Origin of the sequence: Marivirga sericea (genome assembly GCF_900177665.1) — a bacterium.
Classification (GTDB): Bacteria; Bacteroidota; Bacteroidia; order Cytophagales; family Cyclobacteriaceae; genus Marivirga; species Marivirga sericea.
The window spans coordinates 316,836-339,469 of record NZ_FXAW01000004.1; the positions used below are offsets into that span (position 1 = coordinate 316,836).

Genomic DNA, 22,634 nt, shown 5'->3' on the forward strand with positions numbered 1-22,634 from the left:
ATAAAACAGCTGAGCTCTAAAAACTCCTACCTCAATTTTGAAATTATTTTGCTTTTTTTAAAAAATTAGAGAGGAGCCTTGTGCCTGAATAAAAAATAGGGAGACCAAAACTGATCTCCCTATTTGTTGATCTACTTTAATTGCTTTTCTTAGTCCTCTGTATCTTCATCCTCCTCATCCTCGTCAATATCTCCATCCTCGTCATCATCCTCACCAGCATCTAAGATATGGTCTAAGTTTGAGGCAATTGTTTCTAATATATCCACATTCGAAGATTCATTGATTCTAATAACACCATCGTTATCAGCTGTTGCTGTATTTAAATCAACTCCTGTAAATAGAACATCTAAATTTAGTAAAATTAGCATTTGGTTTGCAGCACCGGCATCCAAGACAAATCCGGTCTCGTTTTCCACTTCAAACTCAAGCTCATCGCTATTACCGTATTCCACAGAAACAACTTCATTATTCGAGTTAGTAAATTCAAACCCAACAAAAATTGAATACCCTCCCTCAAGGATTGGTTCCATTTCGATTTCAATTTCTTCGTAGATGCCCGGTGCAATCTCAGCCATACCAAAATCAGGGGTACTTGTTCCTCTAATGAGGTCTACAATAAACTCTCCCTCAAATTCTACTTCTTCCTGCTCATCTTCACCTTCTTCATCTTCCGTTTCAGCTTCTTCCAGAGTTTCAAACTCTAACTCTGTAACACCAAGCAGTATTTCAGTGAATACATATCCTGTATTAATGCTTCTAGCATTAACCACCGATTGATTAGTTTGTGCTTTCATTTGTAGCTCCACCTGTGCATCCGCAACGTCCACATTTTCCTGGCTGCAGCTTTGGAGAAATAAGCCAATAGCCAATGCTAATGCAAACATAGAACTCCTCATTATTAAATTCATAAAACTAGTCTTCATCTTATTATTTGTTTAGTTAAAAATTGTTTTTTATTAAATGGTGAATTGCTAAAATGCTCTTGTAATGATTTTGAACTATTTATACTGCATTCACTAATTATAAAACAGATAAGCTTATCAAACTCCTACCTAAAATTATTTTATTTTTTTTGTGTCAATTAGTCTTACACCTAAAAAAAATAGGGAGATCAGTTCTGATCTCCCTATCCGTTGATTTACTCTATGTGCTGTTAGTAGCCCTTAGTATCTTCTCCCTCATGTGCGCCAGTAGCTTAGGCTTGATCTATTTTTGAAGTGAAGGCTTGTGAAGTTCGGCTACCCCTAGAAAATCTATGTAATTCCAAATTGAGTGATACTGGATCTTTTACTTTATATACAATATAACTTCATTCAATTGATCGGCTTTACCTTACATATTTTCCGTTTAATCAGTGATTTCTGCCCAGTTAGTTTGCTGGTCTTATATCATAAGTGCCGTCTCCATCTAAATTTGTCAATTTAATAGTGACCAACCATTTCCCCTCTTTTCCTTCTTTAGTTTCACCACTAAAGGTATCATTTTCTCCTTCAGGTCTTGTTTTGTTGAAAACCTCATTACCCTTGGCATCATTCAAAATTATCTGGCAAGAACCACCAGGCGCAGTCGTCACATCAAAATTAACTGAAGCCTTTTTTTCTTTATTTTCCCACACAAAAGAAAAGGTTCCGGAGTCTCCATCTCCCGTAAAATCTCCGAGAGCTTCTACATTTCCTGTTAACTCAATATTTCCTGAATAAGTGTTTTCAATTACTTCCTTGTTGTCAAATTCTGAGTACTCTTTACAAGAAGACAATGCCGTTAATCCTGAAATTAATACTGCTAGCGATAAAAATTTAATTGCTTTCATTGTGTTATTTTTTTGGTTTTCTACTTATTAGACTTTTCGGCCTAGCCCCGTTTATTAAAGTGGCTTCTGGTCTCCATTTACTTCAGTTTAAAAATATTGCTTTTTAGTACCACAATTCAATATCTGCAGATCATTTTCAGGAATATTCAACCTTACCCATAGCTTCATTCTTAGCTTCAATGATCTTTCACTTAACAGTCATTATAACATTAATTACTTCATCAGTATCCAATGCCGTAATCTTTATAGAGTCATTATTAAAATTTTCAATTCTCCAGTCTCTGTTAAGTAAATTTAAGTTACCGTCCGAATCAAATTCAGTGGAAAGTTGCAAAAATCCGTCATCACCGCTAGTTTCCCATTCGCCATCAATTTCTTCTGAGTCTGTTTTTGCAAGTAATATATTGTCTTCTAGAAAACTGATATCGATACCCATAAAAAAATCGGATTTATCGACAGCAGCAGAATCATACTTCGCCACCATCCAAATGCTTTCTTTTAAAATATTGTTTAGTTCAGTAACATCTATATAATTATCATCCTCCTCCTCCTCACAACTATCTTCATATAATTCAACGGCTGCTTCTAGTTCTTGATTGCTGTTAATGCTGATCATGTCATTATCAAATAAGACCAAATCAATTGGATAAATAAGGCTTACAATTTCACTATCTTCTATCTGATCAAGAAATTGATAAAGTTCTCTGTCGTTTTCTATGGTGGTTGTAGTAGCTTGTTCTCGTATTTGATTATAAATGGAAAATGTAATTGGATAAACAATATCCAAACACTCAATATCATCGTCATCATCGCATTCATCAAGTAGGTCTTCTAGCTCATCCATAGTTGCAATAGTCACCACGGTATTATCAGGTAGAGAAACCTCGATGGGGAATTGAATTTCAATATTATCCGAATCATCTTCTAGCTCATCAATGATATCTTCAATAAGGTCAAAATCTTCTTCTGAGGTAATTTCAACTGAAGCTCCATTGATAATAACTGTAAATGGAAATACAATTGAAGTGCAACTGCTACCATCAATTATATTATCACCAGATCCCTGCTGCTGACTAATTCGGAAAAGAAACTCTCCGCTTTTTGATTCTAGTGAAATTATTTCCGTAGGAACAGGAGTAACTATTTCCTGCGCTTCTTCTTGACAACCATAAAGGCCGGAAATGAGACTCAAAATTAATATAGAAAATAATCGACCTAAATATTTCATGATGGCATAGTTTTTTGGCCTATACTAATAGAACAGATGAACATGATAAATTCCTACCAAAAAATAAAATTATCCCTATTCTTTTTTAGTCTCTAAAGCTACATCATTATTACACTACAAATGCTTCCAAATTAGGATTTCCCTACAAAAAAATGAATCTTCACTTATATTTACACTTTTAAAATAATTTAACTTCTTTGGATAAGAATGCTAACAAACCAACTGCCAGAAGAAAATCTTGATGTATGCAAGGAATCCGTTTTCAGTGAGCTATTTGCTAAATACTCAAAAGACTTACATAATTTTCTCTATTACAAATTTGGTGAAGCACTCAATCCTAAAGACGTAGCTCAGGAAGCATTTGTTAAATTATGGAATAATTGTGCAAATGTAACTTACAAGAAAGCAAAGTCTTTTCTTTTTACAGTGGCTAATAATCATATGCTCAATGATATTGCAAAGAATAAAACAGCTACGAAATTCAGAAACATTAAGCCTAAAAGCTACACAGTAGAATCTCCGGAATTTTTATTGGAAGAAGATGAGTATATGCAAGCTTTACAAAATGCTATCAATTCCCTAAGTGAAGACTTAAGGGCAACTTTCTTACTCAACCGTATCGATGGTAAAAAGCATCAGGAAATTGCTGATATGTTGGGGATTTCACGTAAAGCAGTAGAAAAAAGGATCTATAAAGCACTCAGTTTGATAAGAGAAAAAGTGGACGGTATATAAAGTGAAGAATTTGGGTAGGAGATTCTAAAACTCATCTGTTATATATATGAGAAACTATGACACAGCAAGATTACATACAAAAATGGTTAGAAGGAACACTCTCTGAAGAAGAGCGCCAAGCGTTTGAAAAAACGCAAGATTATACTGACCTTCAGAAAATTGATAACCACCTTAAATATTTTAAGGCACCTGACTATAACTCAGAAGAGGAATATGCGGAAGTAAAGTCTAAATTGTCGAAAGGGGCTAAAATTGTCTCCTTTGATTGGGTTAAACCCTTGCTTAAAGTTGCTGCGGTACTATTAATAGCAGTGATTGGGTATGGAGTTTTCTACTCTGTGTCAACAGTTCATTTACAAACGGAGCTGGCAAATCAATCGGAATTTTACCTTCCTGACTCATCAAGAGTTTTAATGAATGCTCAAAGCGATCTAAACTACAACTCTTTTAGTTGGCAAAATAATCGAAGTCTTGAATTGCGGGGGGAAGCCTTTTTTGAGGTGACGAAAGGTTCAAAATTTGATGTCGAAACTTCACTGGGTACAGTAAGCGTTTTAGGAACAAAATTTAATGTAAAAATAAGGGATAAATATTTTGAAATAGTTTGCTTTGAAGGAAAAGTTCAAGTAGAATATGAAAGTAAAAAAGAAATTCTCACTGCTGGTAAGATGTTTAGTGCTCTCAATGGGGCAGCTGTAGTGTCAAATGTTAGGCTAGAAAATCGTCCTTCATGGCTCTTAAATGAAAGCAGTTTTAACAGCTTGCCTTACTCTTACATTATAGCTGAATTAGAAAGGCAGTATGATGTAGAAGTGACCACAAGAGGAATTGATACCACGGTCTTATTTACGGGCAGTTTTCAGCATAATGACCTTGAACTGGCATTAAAAGCACTTACAGCTCCTTTGAATCTCACATACAAGATTAACGGTAAAGAGATAATCTTAACTAGTGAAAATTAGCTTAAAAATATATGTAATACTATCTAGTTTAAGCATCATCTTCAGTTTTAATGAATGCTTAGGACAGGTTGCTGATCAAATTCATAAACCCATACCCTTGAATAGAGTGCTGGATTCTCTTGAACAGGCATTTGATGTGAAATTTAGTTATGTTGATGACCATATAGGAGACTTATACCTCGAGAAATATCCTTCTTGTGAAAAATTAGAAATTTGTATAACAGAGATCGAACAAAATTTTGATCTCAAATTTGAAATTCTGAATGAAAGATTCATAACCATCCTTAAAATTGATTCAAATCTGCAAACGTTCTGTGGTATCCTATTTGATGCGGAGACTAAACAGATGTTGGAAGGAGCTACAGTGATGATTAAAGGTGGAATTGCCATATCTGACGAGTACGGAAAGTTTTTAATTAAAGATGCTGGATTTGGTGACAGTATAGTAGTTCAATACCTGGGATACCAATCGAAAAAGATAGCAGTACAGCAACTTCAGACGGGAGACTGTGCCAAAATAGGTCTTACACCTCTCATTACTATGCTTAAAGAAGTTACTGTTCAGAACTTCTTAATAAAAGGAATTGACAAAAAAGCAGACGGTTCGCTAAGTATTGATCTCCAAGAAACGGAGATCCTCCCTGGCCTAACTGAGCCCGATATTCTACATACTGTGCAAAAGTTGCCAGGTATCCATAGTATAAATGAAAAAGTGTCGGATATTAACGTAAGAGGTGGTACAAACGATCAGAATTTGATATTATGGGAGAGTATTAAAATGTATAAGACAGGTCACTTTTTCGGTTTGATTTCGGCTTTTAATCCCTATTTAATCCAAAAAGTTCGCCTAATAAAAAACGGAAGTTCTGCAAAATATAGTGAAGGCATCTCCAGCATAATAGATCTGAAGACCTTTGATAAGGTAGATAAAGAGTTTGAGGCCGGGGCAGGAATCAATATGTTAAATGCAGATGCATACCTAAAAATACCTATAAGTGACAAGATAGGATTACATTTTTCTGCTAGGAGATCATTTGCCGAAGTGGTTAACTCTCCGACTTTTAGTAATTATTTTGAGCGTGCCTTCAGAGATAGTGAGGTATCGAAATTCGTGAGTGGAACGGATACACTTGCCACAAACAAAAATTTCTATTTCTACGACTACAGTGGCAAATTACTGTACGATATCTCTAGGCGAGATAAGTTAAGAATAAGTTACATCAATATTTTCAATCAGATTGGATACGAGGAAAGTGAATCATCATCTGTCAGGCAAGAATCAAAAAACAGTGAACTCCAACAGTCAAATCGAGGCGCAACTGTCAAATATGAACGTGTATGGAGTGACTTTGTGACAAGCTCCTCTTCTCTGGCTGTTTCTTCCTATAATTTAGTTTCCACAAACTTCGATATCCCAAATAACCAGCGTTTTCTTCAAGAAAACCAAGTATTGGATGTCAGTGTAAAATCCTCATTAGATATGAGATTATCTGATCATTTCAAATTGCAAACTGGTTATCAATTTAATGAAATAGGGGTCAGTAATCTAGATGATTTGAATAATCCAAATTTCCGAAAGTTCACAAAGGAAGTGCTTAACATTCATGGACAATTTACAGAAATCGCCTATAACTCAAGTAGTGGTCAGACATTGAGTCGATTTGGATTGAGAGTTAACTATTTTGAAAAATTTAATAAGTTTCGCTTTGAGCCTCGTTTCGCTCTTAATCAACTCATTACGGATCATATTACAATCGAATTATTAGGAGAAGCTAAGAGTCAGGTAACCACCCAAATTATAGATTTTCAAACAGATTTCTTAGGTGTGGAGAAAAGACGTTGGGTTTTGGTCAATGAGGATGACATACCTATAGTAACCAGTGGACAAGTTTCACTGGGGGCTCATTACAAGAAAAATAACATATTGCTTAGTGTTGAAGGCTATTTAAAGCAAGTGGACGGAATAATTACCTCTAGCCAGGGTTTTCAAAATCAGTTGGAATTTGTAAGAAGTTCAGGGAGTTACATTTCTAGAGGTATTGATATATTACTTAACCATAGGATAGAAGGTCTTAATTATTGGATCAGTTATTCCTATTCAAAAAATATATATGACTTTAAATCATTACGACCTAGCCAATTTCCGAACAATCTTGATATTAGACATGCTTCAACTTTAGGTGTCAGTTATAGCATGAACAAATTAGACTTTTCATTTGGACTAAATTATCAAAGTGGCAGACCTATAACTGAACCAGAAAATTTATCTCCTATCAGCGATGGAAGTATTAACTATCAAACACCAAATAGCAGTAGATTAGGACATTATCTACGTCCTGACTTATCAGCTAAATATCATTTCATGATGGGTGATAAGATTCGGACGCAAGTCGGTTTTGCCCTATGGAATTTCACTGATCAAACAAATGTTGTTAACCAGTACTACATTATCAATAAATCGGAGGAAATTCAAAAAGTAAAAGAAAAAGGATTGGGACTTACTCCCAATTTAATGTTTAGAATAACACTCTAACTTGCAGGAATATTTTAACAATATCTCTGAATAAAATTCTGGTCAGTAGATTTTTTGAAAACTGACAAAACTAATATAAGTCTAAGTGTGGACAAAGCACGGCCCAAATCCTGCTTAATGTGTATTTTAATTAAATAAAAAGGAACTTTTAAATCTAACATTGATTCTGATCTGACAATAACTTTTTCTTAGAGTTAAGTACTCACCTGTGATTTCCCGCTAAAGCTTCCCATATTTTAGTCAATGAGGAGATTTATATTGAGTTCGACTGAAAAACTTAGTACTAAGCTTAAAGGATAAGTTGGTGTCAATCGGAAGATTTTCATAGCTGATTTCCTACAAGATTGCTAGCTATCCCAAAAACTCTTTACCAGCTTTCCTGCGTCAGGACAGTAGAAAAATCAATCCAAACATAGTGAAATTTACAGGCATGCGGATGAGAAAGATGACAAGAGTTCGCGTTGCCGGCTACAAAAAAAATCTCCAGCATCCTTCCCGACTTCCAAACCCTTCATGCTCGTATTTTTTATGTGCCGCTCTTGCATCTATCTCACCGTTCCTGTGTGGATGCGCACTATGTTTAAATTAATTTTTAGAGTGCGCATCGCCAGCAAGTGGCTGGTGGCGTACGTTCGTCTTCGTCCAGCGTTTAGTTTAACGCGGTTTCGTGTTCAGTCTGAAGGTTATTATTTCCTTCGGTTTTTGTGGTTTGAGATTAATTTCTCGCCATTGCCGTTTTAGTTTTATTGCCTGGTGGGTTTTGCCTGCCAGGTTTTTATTTTTTTGATCATTTCTCTGTGAACTGGACATAAAAAAACCGTAGCTATGAACTACGGCCTTTCTTCCTGATTTTCTTGACCACCCATTTCATGGCCAAGGACATACAAAAACTAACTAATGCTCCCACAGCTGCCAAAATGCAAGTCTTTATAATATCAGCACTTTGCAAATTGACTAGCACTGTCAGGATTGTTCCACCAGCTGTGCCCGCCTTACCGTGGACTTGCATCTCCCTTGTTTTTTACCTCAGGTAGTGGAGGAATTTTTACCTCATCATCCACCGTCACCTGACTGACTGCAGTAAGGACACTGGCGCCAACGGTCAGATATCCTGCAACGGTGACCAAGCCAGCTGGAAGCGTAATAGGCGCTCCTAAAATAGCCCCTCCTGCAGCAGCCAATACCAACCCGACTGTCCGCAATTTTTTAAACAATTTTGGAGTGGGCCTTTTTACCCTTTCTAAAATATTCATAGCTGATTTCTCTTTAATAGTGATGTAAATATGATTATGATGCTTTTGAGCCTCTTCAAAGACTTCCAAAAGCTTGTCCATGGCTTCCCTCGATCGGACTCCTTTTCCTATCCCTGTTAGCTCCGCTACAGGTGCAATGCAGCCTTCCAGTTCTGTTCTCGCATCATTCGCAGGATGGATTAAAATCCAACTCCTTCCAGGAACGCTTTTCAATATCAGATGAAATCCCCTTTCATGGGTAATCCTCTTTTCCATCAGGTATCTCCCTTCAGGAATGCAACTGATAAAAGGCTGATTTTCCTTCCACGGAAGTTCAATGGTATGGCAGATTTTTTCACTGCCATACCTTAGAATCCCATTCGTTCCGCTCGTCCTGTAATTTCGAATAAGTTCAAAACTCATTGCTAAAAAAATTAGACGTTATCAACCTCCACCAATGCCAAAGCATTGAAAGCACCATTTTTAAGCGGATACATCGTTCCATTTACTTCCTGCAAGAACTCTACTCCAAAGAGCAAAAAGATGGGCTGATCACCAGCTGTAGGTACAGTGGCAGTCAAACTAATAGCTGCCTCAGACTGTGGTCCAATAGCAATGTCATTACTTTCTGCAGTATCCAAATCAAAAGACTCCGCATCGAAATCAACCTTACTTGCTGCAGATATCAATCGCATATGGGTAGCCCCTCCAGGAGCAGCAAAAGTATTCTGAGGAATAAAGCTAGGAATCTCCACCGTGGCTTCGCCAGTTGCTCGATCAATAGCAGCCGAAAAAGGCGCATACATGGTCGCATTCAGTTTCCCGCTTTGATTGAACTCGAAGCCCTTCAGCAATTCAATATCACCTTCACTAGCCTTTCGTTCGCCTCTATCGTTGGATGTATCGCTTTTCACGACCTTCACCATTTCTCGGGTCATTCGGCTTGCCACTCGGCCATCAGCTGCCTTCAAAAGCAAAGGACGGACAGAAGTTCTCAAGAGCCTTCCAGCTTTTCCAGCTCTCCCAAACTCAGCGCCATTTTCCCTAGTCCTTTGAAAGGCAGGATCATTCTTCATACGCTCTTTGTCGATGCCTCCTTTTTCCCTGGCCAAGTAGCCATCTTTCGTTTTGTAGAAAGACAAATCTCCGATTTTGCCTTTCAGTTTGATAATTCCTTTTTGTCTTGCCATAATTGAAAAATATATTTGATGAGCCACCAAAGTATTTCTCAAATGAGCGTTTGTCAAAAACTGACTTCCGTTAAAGGTCGTGTTGTCTTAATTGGTAATTATTGTCGTTATAGCTTTCAAGAAATTGGCTATATTAGTGTACAGCATCCTTATGGATAAAGTATAGATAAAGTATAAGATTATGATATTGAAAAGAACCGTTATCTATCCAAAGGACATACAGCGCATTACAGGTAAAAGCGAGCGCACTGGAAGAAGGTTATTAGAGAAGATTCGAGAAAGAAGAGGGAAAGAAAAACACCAGCTCATAACAGTTTCCGAGTTCGCAGATTACACTGGAATAGATGCTGAAACAGTCCATGAATACCTCACAGATTAAGCCAAATATTTAGGTTCTAATCCAGAAATTTCCCACCTTTTATTCATAAAATTTGCCCTTTTTTGTGTATATTTAGTATATCAAAGAAAAGGTCTTTGATACTATAATACCTGAAATACTGACACAAAGCAAAACAAATAGAATCATATTAGTGGTGAACAATTCGGTGAACACCAAAATTTGTTTAAATATAACTAACTGGCAATAAGGGCTTAAATAGTTGGAGTTGCAATCCTGCCACCCCGACAAGCCAGTAGATTTTTCTACTGGCTTTTTTTATGCCTTTACATTTTTATAAATTTGAGAAAATTGCAAAAATGCCAACATTACAACAATCCTTCCAGCTTCGCCCCTATCCTAGAGGTTTCCATTTAATAGAACAAGAGATCGAGGAAAATATGCCGCAGTTGAAAGATATTAAAGCAGGTATCGCTCATATCTTTATTCATCACACTTCGGCTGGGCTTACCTTAAATGAAAATGCGGACCCTACTGTTAGGGGAGATTTTGAACGTCATTTCAACAAAATGGTGCCCGAAAACATGGATTACTACCAACATACTACGGAAGGTTCAGATGATATGCCTGCACATATTAAAGCTTCTCTGCTAGGCAGTTCGGTGAGTGTTCCTATTCAAAATGGAAAGCTACTAACGGGAACTTGGCAGGGAGTGTATCTATGTGAACATCGAAATAATGGTGGTGGCAGAAAAATTACGATTACAGTAATGGGTGATTAAACCCCATCATCAATCATTTTAATTTATAATAATCTCTAAATTAAGTTATTATTGATTTCTGGGTTTAGTTCACTTAAATCCTTTGCAAAAGAAATTTTGTCTTTTGGCGAAATGATTATACTTCCAAAGTCACCATGCCTGATTTCAATCCTATCAAAAGAAGGTGCAGGGGCAGAAAGGATACTGCTAGTTTTAGAAATCTTCTTTATTTCATTTATATTAATAGACCTAAACGAAAAGAAGCCCATCTTGATTTTCAACTGCCCATTTTCAACGCTGTACCCCGTCTGAAAAAACATATGTAAAATGAAACCATACAAAAAGAGTAAGACGACCAATACAAGTGAAACCAATTGACCCAATCCATTATTAAGAAGGTCAAATATAAAAGGAGCAAAAAAGATCACGAATATAAATACTAACAATCCGTAGGATACTTTTGAAGGGTATTTCTTATGCATTTTCGTATTAGGTGTAATAAATTTCATTCAAGATAAAAAATTCTAATGTACTTCAATGAAATTATTCATTCACAATCGTTCGAAAAGTAAGATTTACTCTAGGTGAAAAAATCTTCTTTGTAGGAGGCAATCGATGGAGCCAGTGAGATTGCGTTTCATCCTTCATCACCAACAAGCTTCCATTTTCAAGCCAAACTTCTACTTTCTCCTTTAAATCTTTATGTTTAAACGCAAATTTGCGCTCTGCTCCAAAGCTTACTGAGGCAATAGCTCCATTTTTCTTCAAGTCTTTTTCTCCATCACTGTGCCAGGCCATCCCCTCCTCACCTGAATGATATAAATTCAATAAACATGAATTATAAGATTCCCCAGACTGTCTTTCTACTTTTTGCTTTATTTGTTTTAGCGCTTCGGTCCAAGGTTTGGCGTATTTAGTAACCTTAGAATAGGTGTAGGAAAATGGCTTTTCTGCATACCATGCTACTTTGCGCTTTGTAATGATTTCTTTGCCGAAAATAATGGCTTTATCATGTTCCCACAATATTTCATCCATAAGTTCATTGTACAATTGGGAAGACTCATTATCACTGAATATTTGGCCATAGTAGTTTACCTTTCCATCGTAGGGCAGTAGATTTTTATTAGGATCAAAAGGTTCATTGAATAGCTTCATATAACGGGTTCAAAACAAAATTAATTAGTTTTCTAGTTTTTGGAAATCGAGAACCAATCTTACCCTCTCATCTTTCTTCCAAATCAACAATTATTTCATTCTTGCGATTAAAAACTTCATAAGGTGCATTATATCCAAAGAAATAGAATTTATTAGCGTACGGCAAACCTTCTTTATCTAAAGCAGAAATCAACTTATTTTTATACTTCTCTATTTTTTCATCATTTGCCCACCCTCCAAAAGAAATAGCGGCAACTTTTTTGGCAGGTTCTTTATAAAATTCAATTTTTGCTTGATCCGGCTTTGGTAAATCTTCCTTATCGTATTTCTTAGGCACCAAAAACATCATCGTCATTGAATCTTCTAGAGACATGCTAACAGGTGAGGTCATTGCTATTTTTTCATTACTTTCATTCCCTCCAAAAATATAGCCTGCCAAAATAGAAAACCCTTTACTCGACATTTCTTTATACTCGCTTTTAGGCAATTTTACAGACGTAAATAGGCTTTCTTCATACATACGAACTTCAAAGCCTTCGTACTTCTTAATTAGCTCGTATGAATAGGTTTCTATATTTCTTTGACTCATAATACCGAACACTTGAATTGCTATAAAAACCAGCAAGAGTACGCCTAGTATAATCAGTAAGATTTTCATTTTATATGATTTAGAGATAATATATTATGTAAGACTCTAAAAACGTGAATTCGTTTAGACTGTTGTAATTCAACACTTGATAGTACATACCTTATCACTTCTAGTGGGGCTGAAAAAATAAAGGAAAAAACACATCTACACAGCATACAGCTCCACGTACAACTAACTATGTAATAATATTGAACTATAACTTTTGACTTTGCTAAGCTGCCTAAAAGGAATACTCCCTCCTGTTTATCTCACCCTTGCATACTCTTCCAAAGCTTCGTAAAAATCATTAGACTTAACCAAATTCAACAAACTCGCACCAGCAATTAAACCTGCTCCAATGAAAACACTTGGTGGTGGCCCGCTCTCTTCTGGTTGAGATAGACTATCATCATTGACATTGCTCAAAATACCCGTCAAGACCAGAACACCTCCGAGACTATACATTAATACTTTGGCTACTGTTACACCCTTGCTTTTATTTATGAGCTTCAGTGCACTTGGATAGTCCTGTAAATCCTCTTTCAAATTTGATCTATTTACTGGTTTAAGTGTGCTCTGGTCAATACCATAATATTGAATATCTTTCTGGTTGGTGGTATACATAGGGGTACTATTAGGTCCAAAACCTCCCGTATTATTAGTGTACATTATACTAATCTCATATACTTTCACCCCATTTCTATTTAAAATTTCATCTCCCCAGTAAGACCGGGACAAATGCTGAACAGGTACTTTTAGGGTAAATCCGTTATCTTCATAAACCCGAACTGAATCTACCTCACTTGCTTCATATCTTTGTTTGTTGGGCTCTTTAATTTTCAAATTAGCATCACCCAGAATGCTTGAACTCCTGAAACTTAATCGAGAAGCCTCAACTTGGGTTCCTGATTTTAAAAATACGGTGTATCGTGATTGACCTTGCGTAGAAAAAGATAGAGAAAATAGAAGTATTAATAATAAACTGAATCCTAAGCCCTTAGATATCATCTTTAAAATTTAGTGTCGAAAAACTTTAAATGTAATAAAAAATATACTCTAATAGGTAATACTTCTTAGAGCAAAATAAATTCTAAGGTTAGATTTTAAATATTTGATACCTAAAACCTTAATATTTGGTTCATATATTTAGTCTAGTGGGACTAACAAGAGCGGGATTTTAGAATTTTTAATTATTCCAGCCGATACGCTCTCCATAAATGCTTTGTACAAAAAATTATGGTCGTGATGCCCTGCAATAATCAGATCTGCTTTCAGCTTTTGAGCTTCTTTGATCACCATTTCTACTGTTGCCCCCTGCACTAATAAAGCCTCTGCCTCTACTCCTTTGCTAAGTAGCTTTTCTGTATATTTTTGCAAAAGCTTATGTTCATCTCGCAATTCAGAAGCTCGCATAGCTCTTATATATTGAGGTCCTACTCCATAACCTAAAAAGTCAGGTTCAGGGGCAGCGATATGGACAATCCAAATTTTTGCTTTGAAGGCAGCACCAAGTTCATATGCTTTGTCAAGCAGCAATTTTTCCTGCTCGTTAAAATCTAGGGAAACCAATATGTTTTTCATAACATTCAGGATTACAATTTTACAACACTTCTCTACTTTAAATATACGATTTCTCATCGGAAATGGTAAAAATGCTTTTGATTATAAAAATCCTGCGAACTTAATTCCTGTTGGCTCAACCATATCCTTTTTCCAAGTCGTCTGGCACTCGAATTCCACTTGTAATGATTAATGTAAAATCGTTTCGCTCGATGATACTACATTTGAAAAATGTTTGCGTTGAACATTTGGGTTCATAATTATTCCTTGGTCTGCTTTTATTCTTAAGATTAGGTCTGTTTGTAAAGATGATTTCTGAAGGCATTCATTTGCTGAAAATAATGAAATAAATTCTTTTGGCAATCAACCTGTATACTGCCTCGAACAACCTTATTCCCATTTCCTTTGGATGGAAACTTTTAAAAGGGACCAAGCGATTTTGGCTAGCCTTATAAAAACACTTAACAAAAGCCATGAGAGATAGTCGTGATGTTAAAAACAAAAATAGAATTCACATCGCTTTATAGTATACATTTTGAGAAACCTACAAATTCAAAATAACTTCCAATTCATTAAAACCAGCAAAATACCCATAACCAAAATCAAAATTGCTATAAGGGGGTAGTGGCTCCTCAAAAAATAAGTCCAAAGCCCTATAGTCAATCAAGTTAGCTTCAAAGTCATGATATTCTTGAGAAGTAGCAGCAAATTTCACTATTAACCTTCTGTTTGCTTCAGGTAAAACCTCTCTATTGAAGGCCACTGCAATTTTTAAAGAATCGGATTCAAGACATTCATCTTTAAAATCGACAACATTATATAAATTGGCTCTATTTGAGGCTGATCCTCCTCCACAAGCGGAAATAACAGCTTCCTCAACAGAGGTTATCATTATGGGTTGAAATCGATTCGCTTCATTGTATCCTACTTGCAAACTCAAAAATTGCGGCAATGCTCCCTCAACTTTCCATGCTGACCTTAATAAATCTGTATAGTTAAAGTATCCCTTCTGATAGGGTTCTAAATAAGATGAACCTACCTTAGGTTTCGAGGGTATTTTAACAGAAGTAGAAAGCATATTTCCATAAGAAGTTTCCACCCATAAGCTATATTGAGAGGCCATATTGGGGATATAATTTGCTTTATATTGACCTTCTGAGGTCAATTCCAGAAGCGTGCTATCTTCTCCATTTTCAATCAAAACCACTCTTGCATCATCAATGGTTCTGTCAGATGAAAACTCTCCCCGTACCGGGGCAGAGTGGCTTATTCTTGCCTCTACTGTAGAATCTGCATTCAAATGAGCATAAACTACAGGTTCTATAGGGTATTCAACACCATCAAAATCTACATTGGTATCACATGCCATTATCACAAGCGTTAATAAAAAACTGAATCTACTTATTCTCATTTTCTGTTTTTAAACAAATTAATCTGATAAGAAACATAAGGCAAAAAAGGAAGAAAGCCCTTACCCGAGTACTGATTTTCAAAGAAATCAACTGTCCCACTAGTATTACTCCCTGTCATTTTTGGGGTAAGATGATAATAAAAAGGATTCACTCTATTATAAGCATTAATTACCCCAAAAGACCATTTCCTATCTCGACCTTTCTTGGTAAAACTATATTCGGCCCCCAAATCCAAGCGGTGATATATTGGTAGGCGACTATTGTTCCTTGGTCCGTACACCACTTGTTCCAGACCTCCGGGATTTTGAATAATTGCACGAGGAGCCGTAAAAGGCCTTCCGGACTGCAAATTAAAAACGGCGTTGAAGTTCCATTTTTTACTCGCCTGATAATTTAAGGATAAACTCATATCATGTCTTCTGTCAAAATTGGCTAAAAATACTTCGCCTTGATTTATACCATCAAACTGTCGGGTATTCACAGAATACGTATAAGATAGCCAAGAGGAAAATTGCTCCCATTGCATTTCATAGTAGGTCTCAATTCCATATGTTCTTCCGACCCCTTCCTTTTCTACAATTTCGTCTAAAGGACCTGCTGCAATACTATAAAAACTATAGCCATAAGGATAATCAATTAAATCGTTCATTATTTTAGCATATCCTTCTATGGATAATTCACCATTTACGGAAGGTAAAGCTCTTGAAAACCCGCCATTGATTTGATAAGCAATTGCAGGACGAATATTTTCACCTGCCGGAACCCAATTGTCATTGGGCAAACCGGAACTGCTGTTTAATAAATGGATGGGCTGTGCCATTTTGGTGAAACCTAAATTAAAACTCAAATTACTGCTCCATTGGTAATCTAAAGAAATTCGAGGCTCAGGAATGGCATAAAACTCTGAGCGGGAGAGATAAAAAGAGTGCCGATATCCCCCATTAATCTTCAAATAATCGGAAACATCATATTTTAAATCCAGAAACAAACCCGTTTCCCACAAACTCTGAGCACCGAAATCAGTATTATCTGATGTTTGATTATAAAAGCGAGGATTGAAGAAATAGTATTGTTGCTGAAGCCCGATATCCAATGATAGTTTCTTATTAATTTCTTTATTCAATTGAGACTTTAATGAAACATTATGCGTGGCAGAACTATTAGCAAAAGCAGTATCAACTGCTGTATTCTGCTCATTGGATTGCAGCGCTTCTAACTGATATTTATATCGGGAATACGTTAAAGAATTTTCGATAATGAAGTCATTTTTAAGCAAGCCAGTATGCTGTAAGCTCGCTAATTGATTGCCCCAATCGATATGAAGCTCATTGGTTAAGGGTGTATCTCGTTCCTTCGAAGTAAAATAATCTCCTGTCTGATAGACTGAAAAAGTCAGTTTATGATCTTCGCTCGGTTGAAAATTAACTTTTGCATTTACATCTTCCATCCAGTAATTAAATGTATTATCGGTCTGTCTATAGGTGTATCTTATATTATTAGGAATTAAGGCGAGGGTAAGGTAAGTGCTTCGCCCACTTAACATATAACTGAATTTTTCTCCATTCCCTGAAAGAATAATATTGGAACTTAACAAACCTATGCTTAAGCTCCCCTTTCGCTCCTCACTTTCGCTTCCGTCTTTCATTTCAACATCTACTATGGACGATAATCTTCCGCCATATTTGGAAGGGAAATTTCCTTTATAAACAGTTGCACTCTCAATAGCATTCTGATTGAAAACAGATATAAAACCTAATAAGTGAGAAGGATTAAAAATCACTGCTTCATCGAGCAATAACAAATTTTGATCAGGTGTTCCTCCCCTAACAAACAAGCCGGTAGTTCCCTCATTTCCGACTGCAATACCGGGAAAAAGCGTGAATGTTTTCAGAATATCAGCTTCTCCCATCACAGGGGGGATAGATTTAAGCTTTTCAATATCCATACTGACGGAACTTCTTCCTACTTGAGTTTTAGAGGCTTTGGCTAATACTTCTTGCAAAGTGATCGCTTTTAAATCAACGTAAAGTAAGGTGTCTGATTTTGGATTAAATGTAATTACTTTCTTTTCATGGCTCGAAGAAGATACTTCCAAACGTAAATTCTGATTGGCTTTCCAACTAAAAGTGAAAAAACCAGCACTATTGCTTTTTAGTCCTTCATCTTGATGGTTTGTATATAGCGCAGCCTGAACTGGCTGACTTGATTCTTCTTCTGATATATAACCCGAAATTTGTATTTCTTGGGCTTTTAGTAAACTAAAACTAACTGTAAAAAGAAGGAGCAAGATGATATGCTTGCTCCAACTAAACATATATAACTTCTTAAGCATTATATATTCAAATTACAACCCCAACTATTACCCGCATCCCCTCTTCCAGAATGGTAAGAATCAGCACTATCAAAACTGAAATTACAACTTGCATTGACACAAAATTGAAATGTTTCATCAATTCTTCTAACATTACTCTTCTCACCAGAATCAAAGGAATCAGTTAAATAAATATTTCCAGCAGTTGGAAAATATTGAATATAATCAACATCATATTCTAATCTTAGCATTGGTGCCTTATCTCTAAACCAAACCCCTGCTGTTTTGACATAATGTGTTGAATTTGCTCCAATCCCACTATATATTGATCCAATATTTACTGTCCAAAGTCGACCTCTAAACCTGCAATTAATGTTACGATAAATACGAGGCCAATTTGAAATCTTAACTCTTTTTGTGTAGTCCTGTCTACAATCTTCATTAGGCATTCTTAAAGATTCGCCACTACCTCTAATAACCTCTATAGTTTCAACATTACTCAATCGACCTGTTGTATTATTTTCTAAATCTGACAGTTTTTCAGATATAAAAACTCGCTCATAGGTAAATTTGTAATACTTCTTACCAATTTTAACAATCCCTGATTCATTCACAACAGATCGAATATTTACATCATCAACAATTGGCTCTAAATATTTTTCACCATTATCCTCCACTATTTTGGCAAAGGCTGAATACTTTTCTGGATTAGAAAGCATCTCTTCCACTTGTGATTCATTAATAGCCTCATAAGCATCAAAATTTGATTTAAATTCAGAAAACTGTTTTTCGAATTCTACTAAGAATTCGTCTTTAGTGTTCGCATTTTTCAAAAATTCACTAAAATCGTCCATAGATTCAAAAGCAACAATACCTTCTTCTATTACAATCTTTTCAAAATTTGAGTTTTCGGCTTCAGTTTTCGGCATAACATTTTCTTCATTGTTACATGAAGCAAAAACTATCACTAACAATAATAAAACATAGTTATGTAACGTAATTTTTTTCATTTTTACATATTTAAAGTTGAAAATTTAATTTAAATCAACTTTCCAACACCACTAAAAACTTGAAATGAAAATTGATTCGAGATGAAAACACTTAGGTGAGTTCAAGTCAATAATTTCACTTTGTAGGTTTGGTTAAAAGCTGCTTTCGCTAGCACTAACAACTTTTCATCCATACCATTTTTCAATAGTATTTTTGAATTGATGCTGCAAAGAAAAAAAGGAAAAAATGTAAAGACAAAATAAATTACATCAAATATTTAGTATTTAGTTCAATGTTAAAACATATAAAAACAGAATAATAATACTTTTAATCATCTTTAAACCGTATGTGTAAACTAAAAAGCAAATAATTATATTTATAATACTTATAAAACTGGCATTAGAACATAAGAGATTGAGAAAGGATGAGAACTGATTAGGGCTTGATAAGTGTTTTTTAATCAATAAAAAAAGCCGGCTAAACCGGCTCTTTTGTCAACTCTCTATTTCCTACTTTTCTTCCAGTAGCTAATTACGGTCTGACCTTCGGTACTGACCATATATATCATACATCCATCACCCCTCATCTAACACTTTACCTAACCCACTCCTTCACATCATCAGGAGTTACGCTAGGAATATCCAGTTTCATTTTCTTTTTCAAACCTGAAATCTGGTGATGCAATTTAGTATGCTTAGTTTCTTTCAATTCTTCTACTGTCATGATTCCTGCTTCCATTACAACTGGAGCCCATTCTTTAGGAACTCCTGCTTTAACAAAATCAGCCTCTGTTGCTACTTTAGCTTTTTTCTCAGGTTTCATTTGTGGAAAGAATAAAACATCTTGAATGGAATTGCTATTCGTCATGATCATACTCAAGCGGTCAATTCCGATTCCAAGACCTGCTGTGGGTGGCATTCCATATTCCAAGGCCCGTAAGAAATCTTCATCCAACATCATCGCCTCATCATCCCCTCTTTTACCCAACTCCAATTGCTCTTCAAATCGTTGACGTTGGTCAATAGGGTCATTCAGCTCAGAGAAAGCATTACAAATTTCTTTTCCGTTACAAATTGCCTCAAAACGCTCTACTAAACCTTCTTTGGTAGCGTGCTTTTTAGCAAGTGGGGACATTTCAATCGGATAATCAGTTATAAAAGTTGGCTGAATCAATTGTGCCTCACATTTCTCACCAAATATCTCATCGATCAACTTTCCTTTACCCATGGATTCATCTACAGGCACATGCAATTTCTCAGCAGTCTTCCTGAGCTCCTCCTCATTCATTTCAGAAATATCAATACTTGTAAAATGCTCAATAGCTTCATACATGGTATAGCGTTTCCAAGGTCTTTGGAAATTAATAATATTTTCCCCCACTTTTACTTCCGTGGTACCGTGAATGTCCATGGCAACTTTTTCCACCATCTCCTCCACCAAATTCATCATCCATTCATAGTCTTTATAAGCTACATAGAGCTCTACCTGGGTAAATTCAGGATTGTGGAATCTTGACATTCCTTCATTTCTAAAATCTTTAGCAAACTCAAAAACACCATCGTAACCACCTACAATTAACCTCTTCAAGTATAACTCATTCGCAATTCTTAGATATAAGGTCATATCTAAAGTATTATGATGCGTTTTGAACGGACGAGCTGCCGCTCCTCCATAGAGTGGTTGTAAAATTGGTGTCTCTACCTCCAAATAACCCTTGTCACCTAAGAATAAACGCATAGAATTTACCAATTGCGATCTTTTCCTGAAAGTCTCACGCACTTCAGGATTTACAATCATATCCACATAGCGCTGCCTGTAACGTTGCTCAGAATCAGTAAAAGCATCATGCTTTTTCACATTCCCTTGTTCATCGGTAGTTTCTTTTGTGATAGGTAGTGGCCTCAGAGATTTCGTCAATACAATTAGTTCTTTTACATGAATAGAAATCTCTCCTACTTGTGTGGTAAAAACATATCCTTTAATCCCTACAATATCACCGATATCTAGTAACTTCTTAAAAACAGTATTGTAAAGCGTTTTATCTTCCTCAGGGCATATTTCATCCCTGTTGAGATAAAGTTGAATCCTACCTGTACTATCTTGAATTTCAGCAAAAGAAGCTTTTCCCATTATCCTTTTGCTCATCAAGCGACCAGCTATGCTGATATTCTTATAATTAAGCTTATCTAGCTCATAATTCTTTTTGATATCAGCTGCATTTGCATTCACATCAAAGGTTTCTGCGGGATAAGGATTAATCCCCAGTTTCGTTAATTCTTCCCTACCTTTTCTTCTTTCTATTTCTTGTTCGCTTAAATGCATCATGGTATTAACTCAATATATTTTGGAATCGCGTATCTACTATTTTAATCTGCAAAGATAAGGGAAAGTATGATAATTTTTATGTAGAGATGCTAGATTCTAGAGCCTAGATGCTAGACAAAAATTCTAATCTAACAATATATTAGAACAAGTAGTCTATTTATACCAAAAACTGCCCATTAAGGGCATTCTAATCAATTATGCTCTTAGCTTCGGTACTGGCTTAGTTGTTATTACCCTAAATACATCTTCCTACTTTAACTTTTTCTCCTCTCCTCTTTTCTCCTTTGCAGTTCCTCTTTTATTAGAGAAAACTCTCTACTACTTTGTCCAGCTACTGCAGTATTTTCTTCAGCTCTTCTGAATAGATACGGCATTACTGCTTTCACAGGACCGTAAGGCACATATTTAGCAACATTATAGCCTTTGTGCGCTAAGTTAAAAGATATATTATCGCTCATTCCGTACAATTGCGCAAAGGAAACTCTTTCGTCTTCTGGCTTTATACCATGTTTATCCATCATATACGATAAAAAATAGTTGCTATACTGATTATGCGTACCGTTGAAAACATAAAAATCCTCTAGGTTTTCCACACAGTACTCCAAAGCAGAATTATAATCTATATCCGTTCTCTCCTTAGAACTTTGTATTGGGTTAGGATAACCCATTTCCTCTGCTCTATCTGCCTCTTTCTCCATATATGCACCCCTCACTAGTTTTGCCCCAATAAAATATCCCTTTTCCTTGGCTCTTTTATGCGCCTTTTTAAGGTTTTCAAACATATCTGCACGATACATCTGGTAAGTATTGTAAATGATAGCGGTTTTTTTGTTGTATTTTTCCATCATTTGGTAAACGACTTCATCAATCGGATCTTGTAACCAGCTCTCTTCGGCATCGATTAAAATCCGAACATTTTTATCATAAGCTGCTTTACATATTTTCTCAAATCTTTCAGTATTCCTTTTATGAATAGCCTCTTCTTTTTCAGTCAATTTCTGTCCTGCTTGGATTTTTGTAAAGATTTTCCCAAGAGCAATTCCTGAGGGCTTAAATACACAAAAAGGTATATTATCATCATCTGCCGCACGATCAATGGTTCTTAAGATTTCATTCATCGTTTTATCAAACCCTTTCTCAGTTTTTGCTCCTTCAACAGAATAATCTAAAATACTTCCAATCCCATGCGAAGCTAATTCATCAATTGTTCCTTGGCTGTCTTTGATAGTTACGCCACCGCAAAACTGGTCGTAAACCGTCCAGTAAATTATCTTGCTTATTGGTAGATGTAAAGCAAATCCTAACTTCACAAAAAATTTACCAATCGCTACTAACCATCCCTTTCCCATTAAAGTGAAGAGCCAATACGCTTTTCTTAATTGTCGATCCGACTTACTGGTAAATGCAATGGATACATCATCAAATATTGGGTTTGTTGTTACTTCCATAAAATTATTTTAAGTCC

Annotated in this window: 21 protein-coding genes; 5 read left to right on the forward strand and 16 right to left on the reverse strand. The window is 35.9% G+C overall.

The features are described from left to right. Positions 1 to 149: 149 nt before the first annotated feature. The 3 genes from B9Y84_RS11230 to B9Y84_RS11240 form a co-directional block, all read right to left on the reverse strand. Positions 150 to 923, reverse strand: coding sequence for a hypothetical protein (locus B9Y84_RS11230; protein ID WP_139828012.1), 774 nt, complete (start codon positions 921 to 923; stop codon positions 150 to 152). 446 nt (positions 924 to 1,369) lie between these two features. Continuing rightward, a complete protein-coding gene (locus B9Y84_RS11235; RefSeq protein WP_085517254.1) occupies positions 1,370 to 1,810 on the reverse strand; it encodes a hypothetical protein in 441 nt (146 codons plus the stop codon). Positions 1,811 to 1,997: 187 nt separating this feature from the next. After that, positions 1,998 to 3,038 carry a hypothetical protein gene (locus B9Y84_RS11240; protein ID WP_085517256.1) on the reverse strand — a complete coding sequence of 347 codons (1,041 nt, stop codon included), beginning with the start codon at positions 3,036 to 3,038 and terminating at the stop codon, positions 1,998 to 2,000. A 207-nt stretch (positions 3,039 to 3,245) separates the two neighbouring features. On the opposite strand from B9Y84_RS11240, the gene B9Y84_RS11245 reads away from it, so the two are divergent. From B9Y84_RS11245 to B9Y84_RS11255, 3 genes are read left to right on the forward strand one after another with little or no spacing between them, the layout of a single operon-like run. Then, positions 3,246 to 3,773 (forward strand): RNA polymerase sigma factor, encoded by a 528-nt coding sequence (locus tag B9Y84_RS11245; RefSeq protein WP_085517258.1) that lies wholly within the window; start codon positions 3,246 to 3,248, stop codon positions 3,771 to 3,773. Positions 3,774 to 3,829: 56 nt separating this feature from the next. Beyond that, complete coding sequence (locus B9Y84_RS11250) at positions 3,830 to 4,735, forward strand: FecR family protein (protein WP_085517260.1); 906 nt, start codon at positions 3,830 to 3,832, stop codon at positions 4,733 to 4,735. Beyond that, complete coding sequence (locus tag B9Y84_RS11255) at positions 4,725 to 7,268, forward strand: TonB-dependent receptor (protein ID WP_085517262.1); 2,544 nt, start codon at positions 4,725 to 4,727, stop codon at positions 7,266 to 7,268. Before B9Y84_RS11250 ends, B9Y84_RS11255 begins: the two co-directional genes overlap by 11 nt. Positions 7,269 to 8,091: 823 nt before the next feature. On the opposite strand, the gene B9Y84_RS11260 is transcribed toward B9Y84_RS11255, so the two are convergent. Genes B9Y84_RS11260 through B9Y84_RS11270 form a run of 3 tightly spaced genes read right to left on the reverse strand, consistent with a single transcriptional unit; the run spans position 8,092 to position 9,690 of the window. Next, positions 8,092 to 8,277, reverse strand: coding sequence for a hypothetical protein (locus B9Y84_RS11260; protein WP_085517264.1), 186 nt, complete (start codon positions 8,275 to 8,277; stop codon positions 8,092 to 8,094). Beyond that, positions 8,261 to 8,923, reverse strand: coding sequence for a DUF5675 family protein (locus B9Y84_RS20980; protein WP_085517266.1), 663 nt, complete (start codon positions 8,921 to 8,923; stop codon positions 8,261 to 8,263). The genes B9Y84_RS11260 and B9Y84_RS20980 overlap by 17 nt, the downstream gene beginning before the upstream one ends. Positions 8,924 to 8,934: 11 nt before the next feature. Beyond that, positions 8,935 to 9,690 (reverse strand): hypothetical protein, encoded by a 756-nt coding sequence (locus B9Y84_RS11270; RefSeq protein WP_085517268.1) that lies wholly within the window; start codon positions 9,688 to 9,690, stop codon positions 8,935 to 8,937. 181 nt (positions 9,691 to 9,871) lie between these two features. Between B9Y84_RS11270 and B9Y84_RS11275 the strand changes: the two genes are divergently transcribed. Next, positions 9,872 to 10,069: a hypothetical protein gene (locus tag B9Y84_RS11275; RefSeq protein WP_085517270.1), complete on the forward strand. Its 198-nt coding sequence runs from the start codon at positions 9,872 to 9,874 to the stop codon at positions 10,067 to 10,069. 317 nt (positions 10,070 to 10,386) lie between these two features. Continuing rightward, entirely contained in the window at positions 10,387 to 10,809 is a 423-nt protein-coding gene (locus tag B9Y84_RS11280; RefSeq protein WP_085517518.1) for a secondary thiamine-phosphate synthase enzyme YjbQ, read from the forward strand. A gap of 35 nt (positions 10,810 to 10,844) precedes the next feature. Here the strand turns inward: B9Y84_RS11280 and B9Y84_RS11285 are convergent, their stop codons facing one another. The 10 genes from B9Y84_RS11285 to B9Y84_RS11335 form a co-directional block, all read right to left on the reverse strand. Further along, positions 10,845 to 11,297, reverse strand: a complete 453-nt coding sequence (locus B9Y84_RS11285) for a PH domain-containing protein (RefSeq protein WP_085517272.1) — start codon at positions 11,295 to 11,297, stop codon at positions 10,845 to 10,847. 34 nt (positions 11,298 to 11,331) lie between these two features. Further along, positions 11,332 to 11,943: an alpha-ketoglutarate-dependent dioxygenase AlkB family protein gene (locus tag B9Y84_RS11290; protein WP_085517274.1), complete on the reverse strand. Its 612-nt coding sequence runs from the start codon at positions 11,941 to 11,943 to the stop codon at positions 11,332 to 11,334. A 67-nt stretch (positions 11,944 to 12,010) separates the two neighbouring features. After that, positions 12,011 to 12,601, reverse strand: coding sequence for an SOUL family heme-binding protein (locus B9Y84_RS11295; protein WP_085517276.1), 591 nt, complete (start codon positions 12,599 to 12,601; stop codon positions 12,011 to 12,013). A gap of 234 nt (positions 12,602 to 12,835) precedes the next feature. Then, positions 12,836 to 13,579 carry a hypothetical protein gene (locus B9Y84_RS11300; protein WP_085517278.1) on the reverse strand — a complete coding sequence of 248 codons (744 nt, stop codon included), beginning with the start codon at positions 13,577 to 13,579 and terminating at the stop codon, positions 12,836 to 12,838. Positions 13,580 to 13,717: 138 nt separating this feature from the next. Further along, positions 13,718 to 14,152, reverse strand: a complete 435-nt coding sequence (locus B9Y84_RS11305) for a universal stress protein (protein WP_085517280.1) — start codon at positions 14,150 to 14,152, stop codon at positions 13,718 to 13,720. Between the two features lie 523 nt (positions 14,153 to 14,675). Continuing rightward, entirely contained in the window at positions 14,676 to 15,542 is an 867-nt protein-coding gene (locus B9Y84_RS11315) for a DUF4249 family protein (protein ID WP_085517284.1), read from the reverse strand. Next, complete coding sequence (locus tag B9Y84_RS11320; protein ID WP_085517286.1) at positions 15,539 to 17,875, reverse strand: TonB-dependent receptor plug domain-containing protein; 2,337 nt, start codon at positions 17,873 to 17,875, stop codon at positions 15,539 to 15,541. The genes B9Y84_RS11315 and B9Y84_RS11320 overlap by 4 nt, the downstream gene beginning before the upstream one ends. Further along, entirely contained in the window at positions 17,875 to 18,864 is a 990-nt protein-coding gene (locus B9Y84_RS11325; RefSeq protein ID WP_085517288.1) for a hypothetical protein, read from the reverse strand. The genes B9Y84_RS11320 and B9Y84_RS11325 overlap by 1 nt, the downstream gene beginning before the upstream one ends. A gap of 574 nt (positions 18,865 to 19,438) precedes the next feature. Beyond that, a complete protein-coding gene (lysS, locus tag B9Y84_RS11330; protein ID WP_176223787.1) occupies positions 19,439 to 21,166 on the reverse strand; it encodes a lysine--tRNA ligase in 1,728 nt (575 codons plus the stop codon). 257 nt (positions 21,167 to 21,423) lie between these two features. Next, complete coding sequence (locus B9Y84_RS11335) at positions 21,424 to 22,617, reverse strand: proline dehydrogenase family protein (protein WP_085517292.1); 1,194 nt, start codon at positions 22,615 to 22,617, stop codon at positions 21,424 to 21,426. Positions 22,618 to 22,634: the final 17 nt, after the last annotated feature.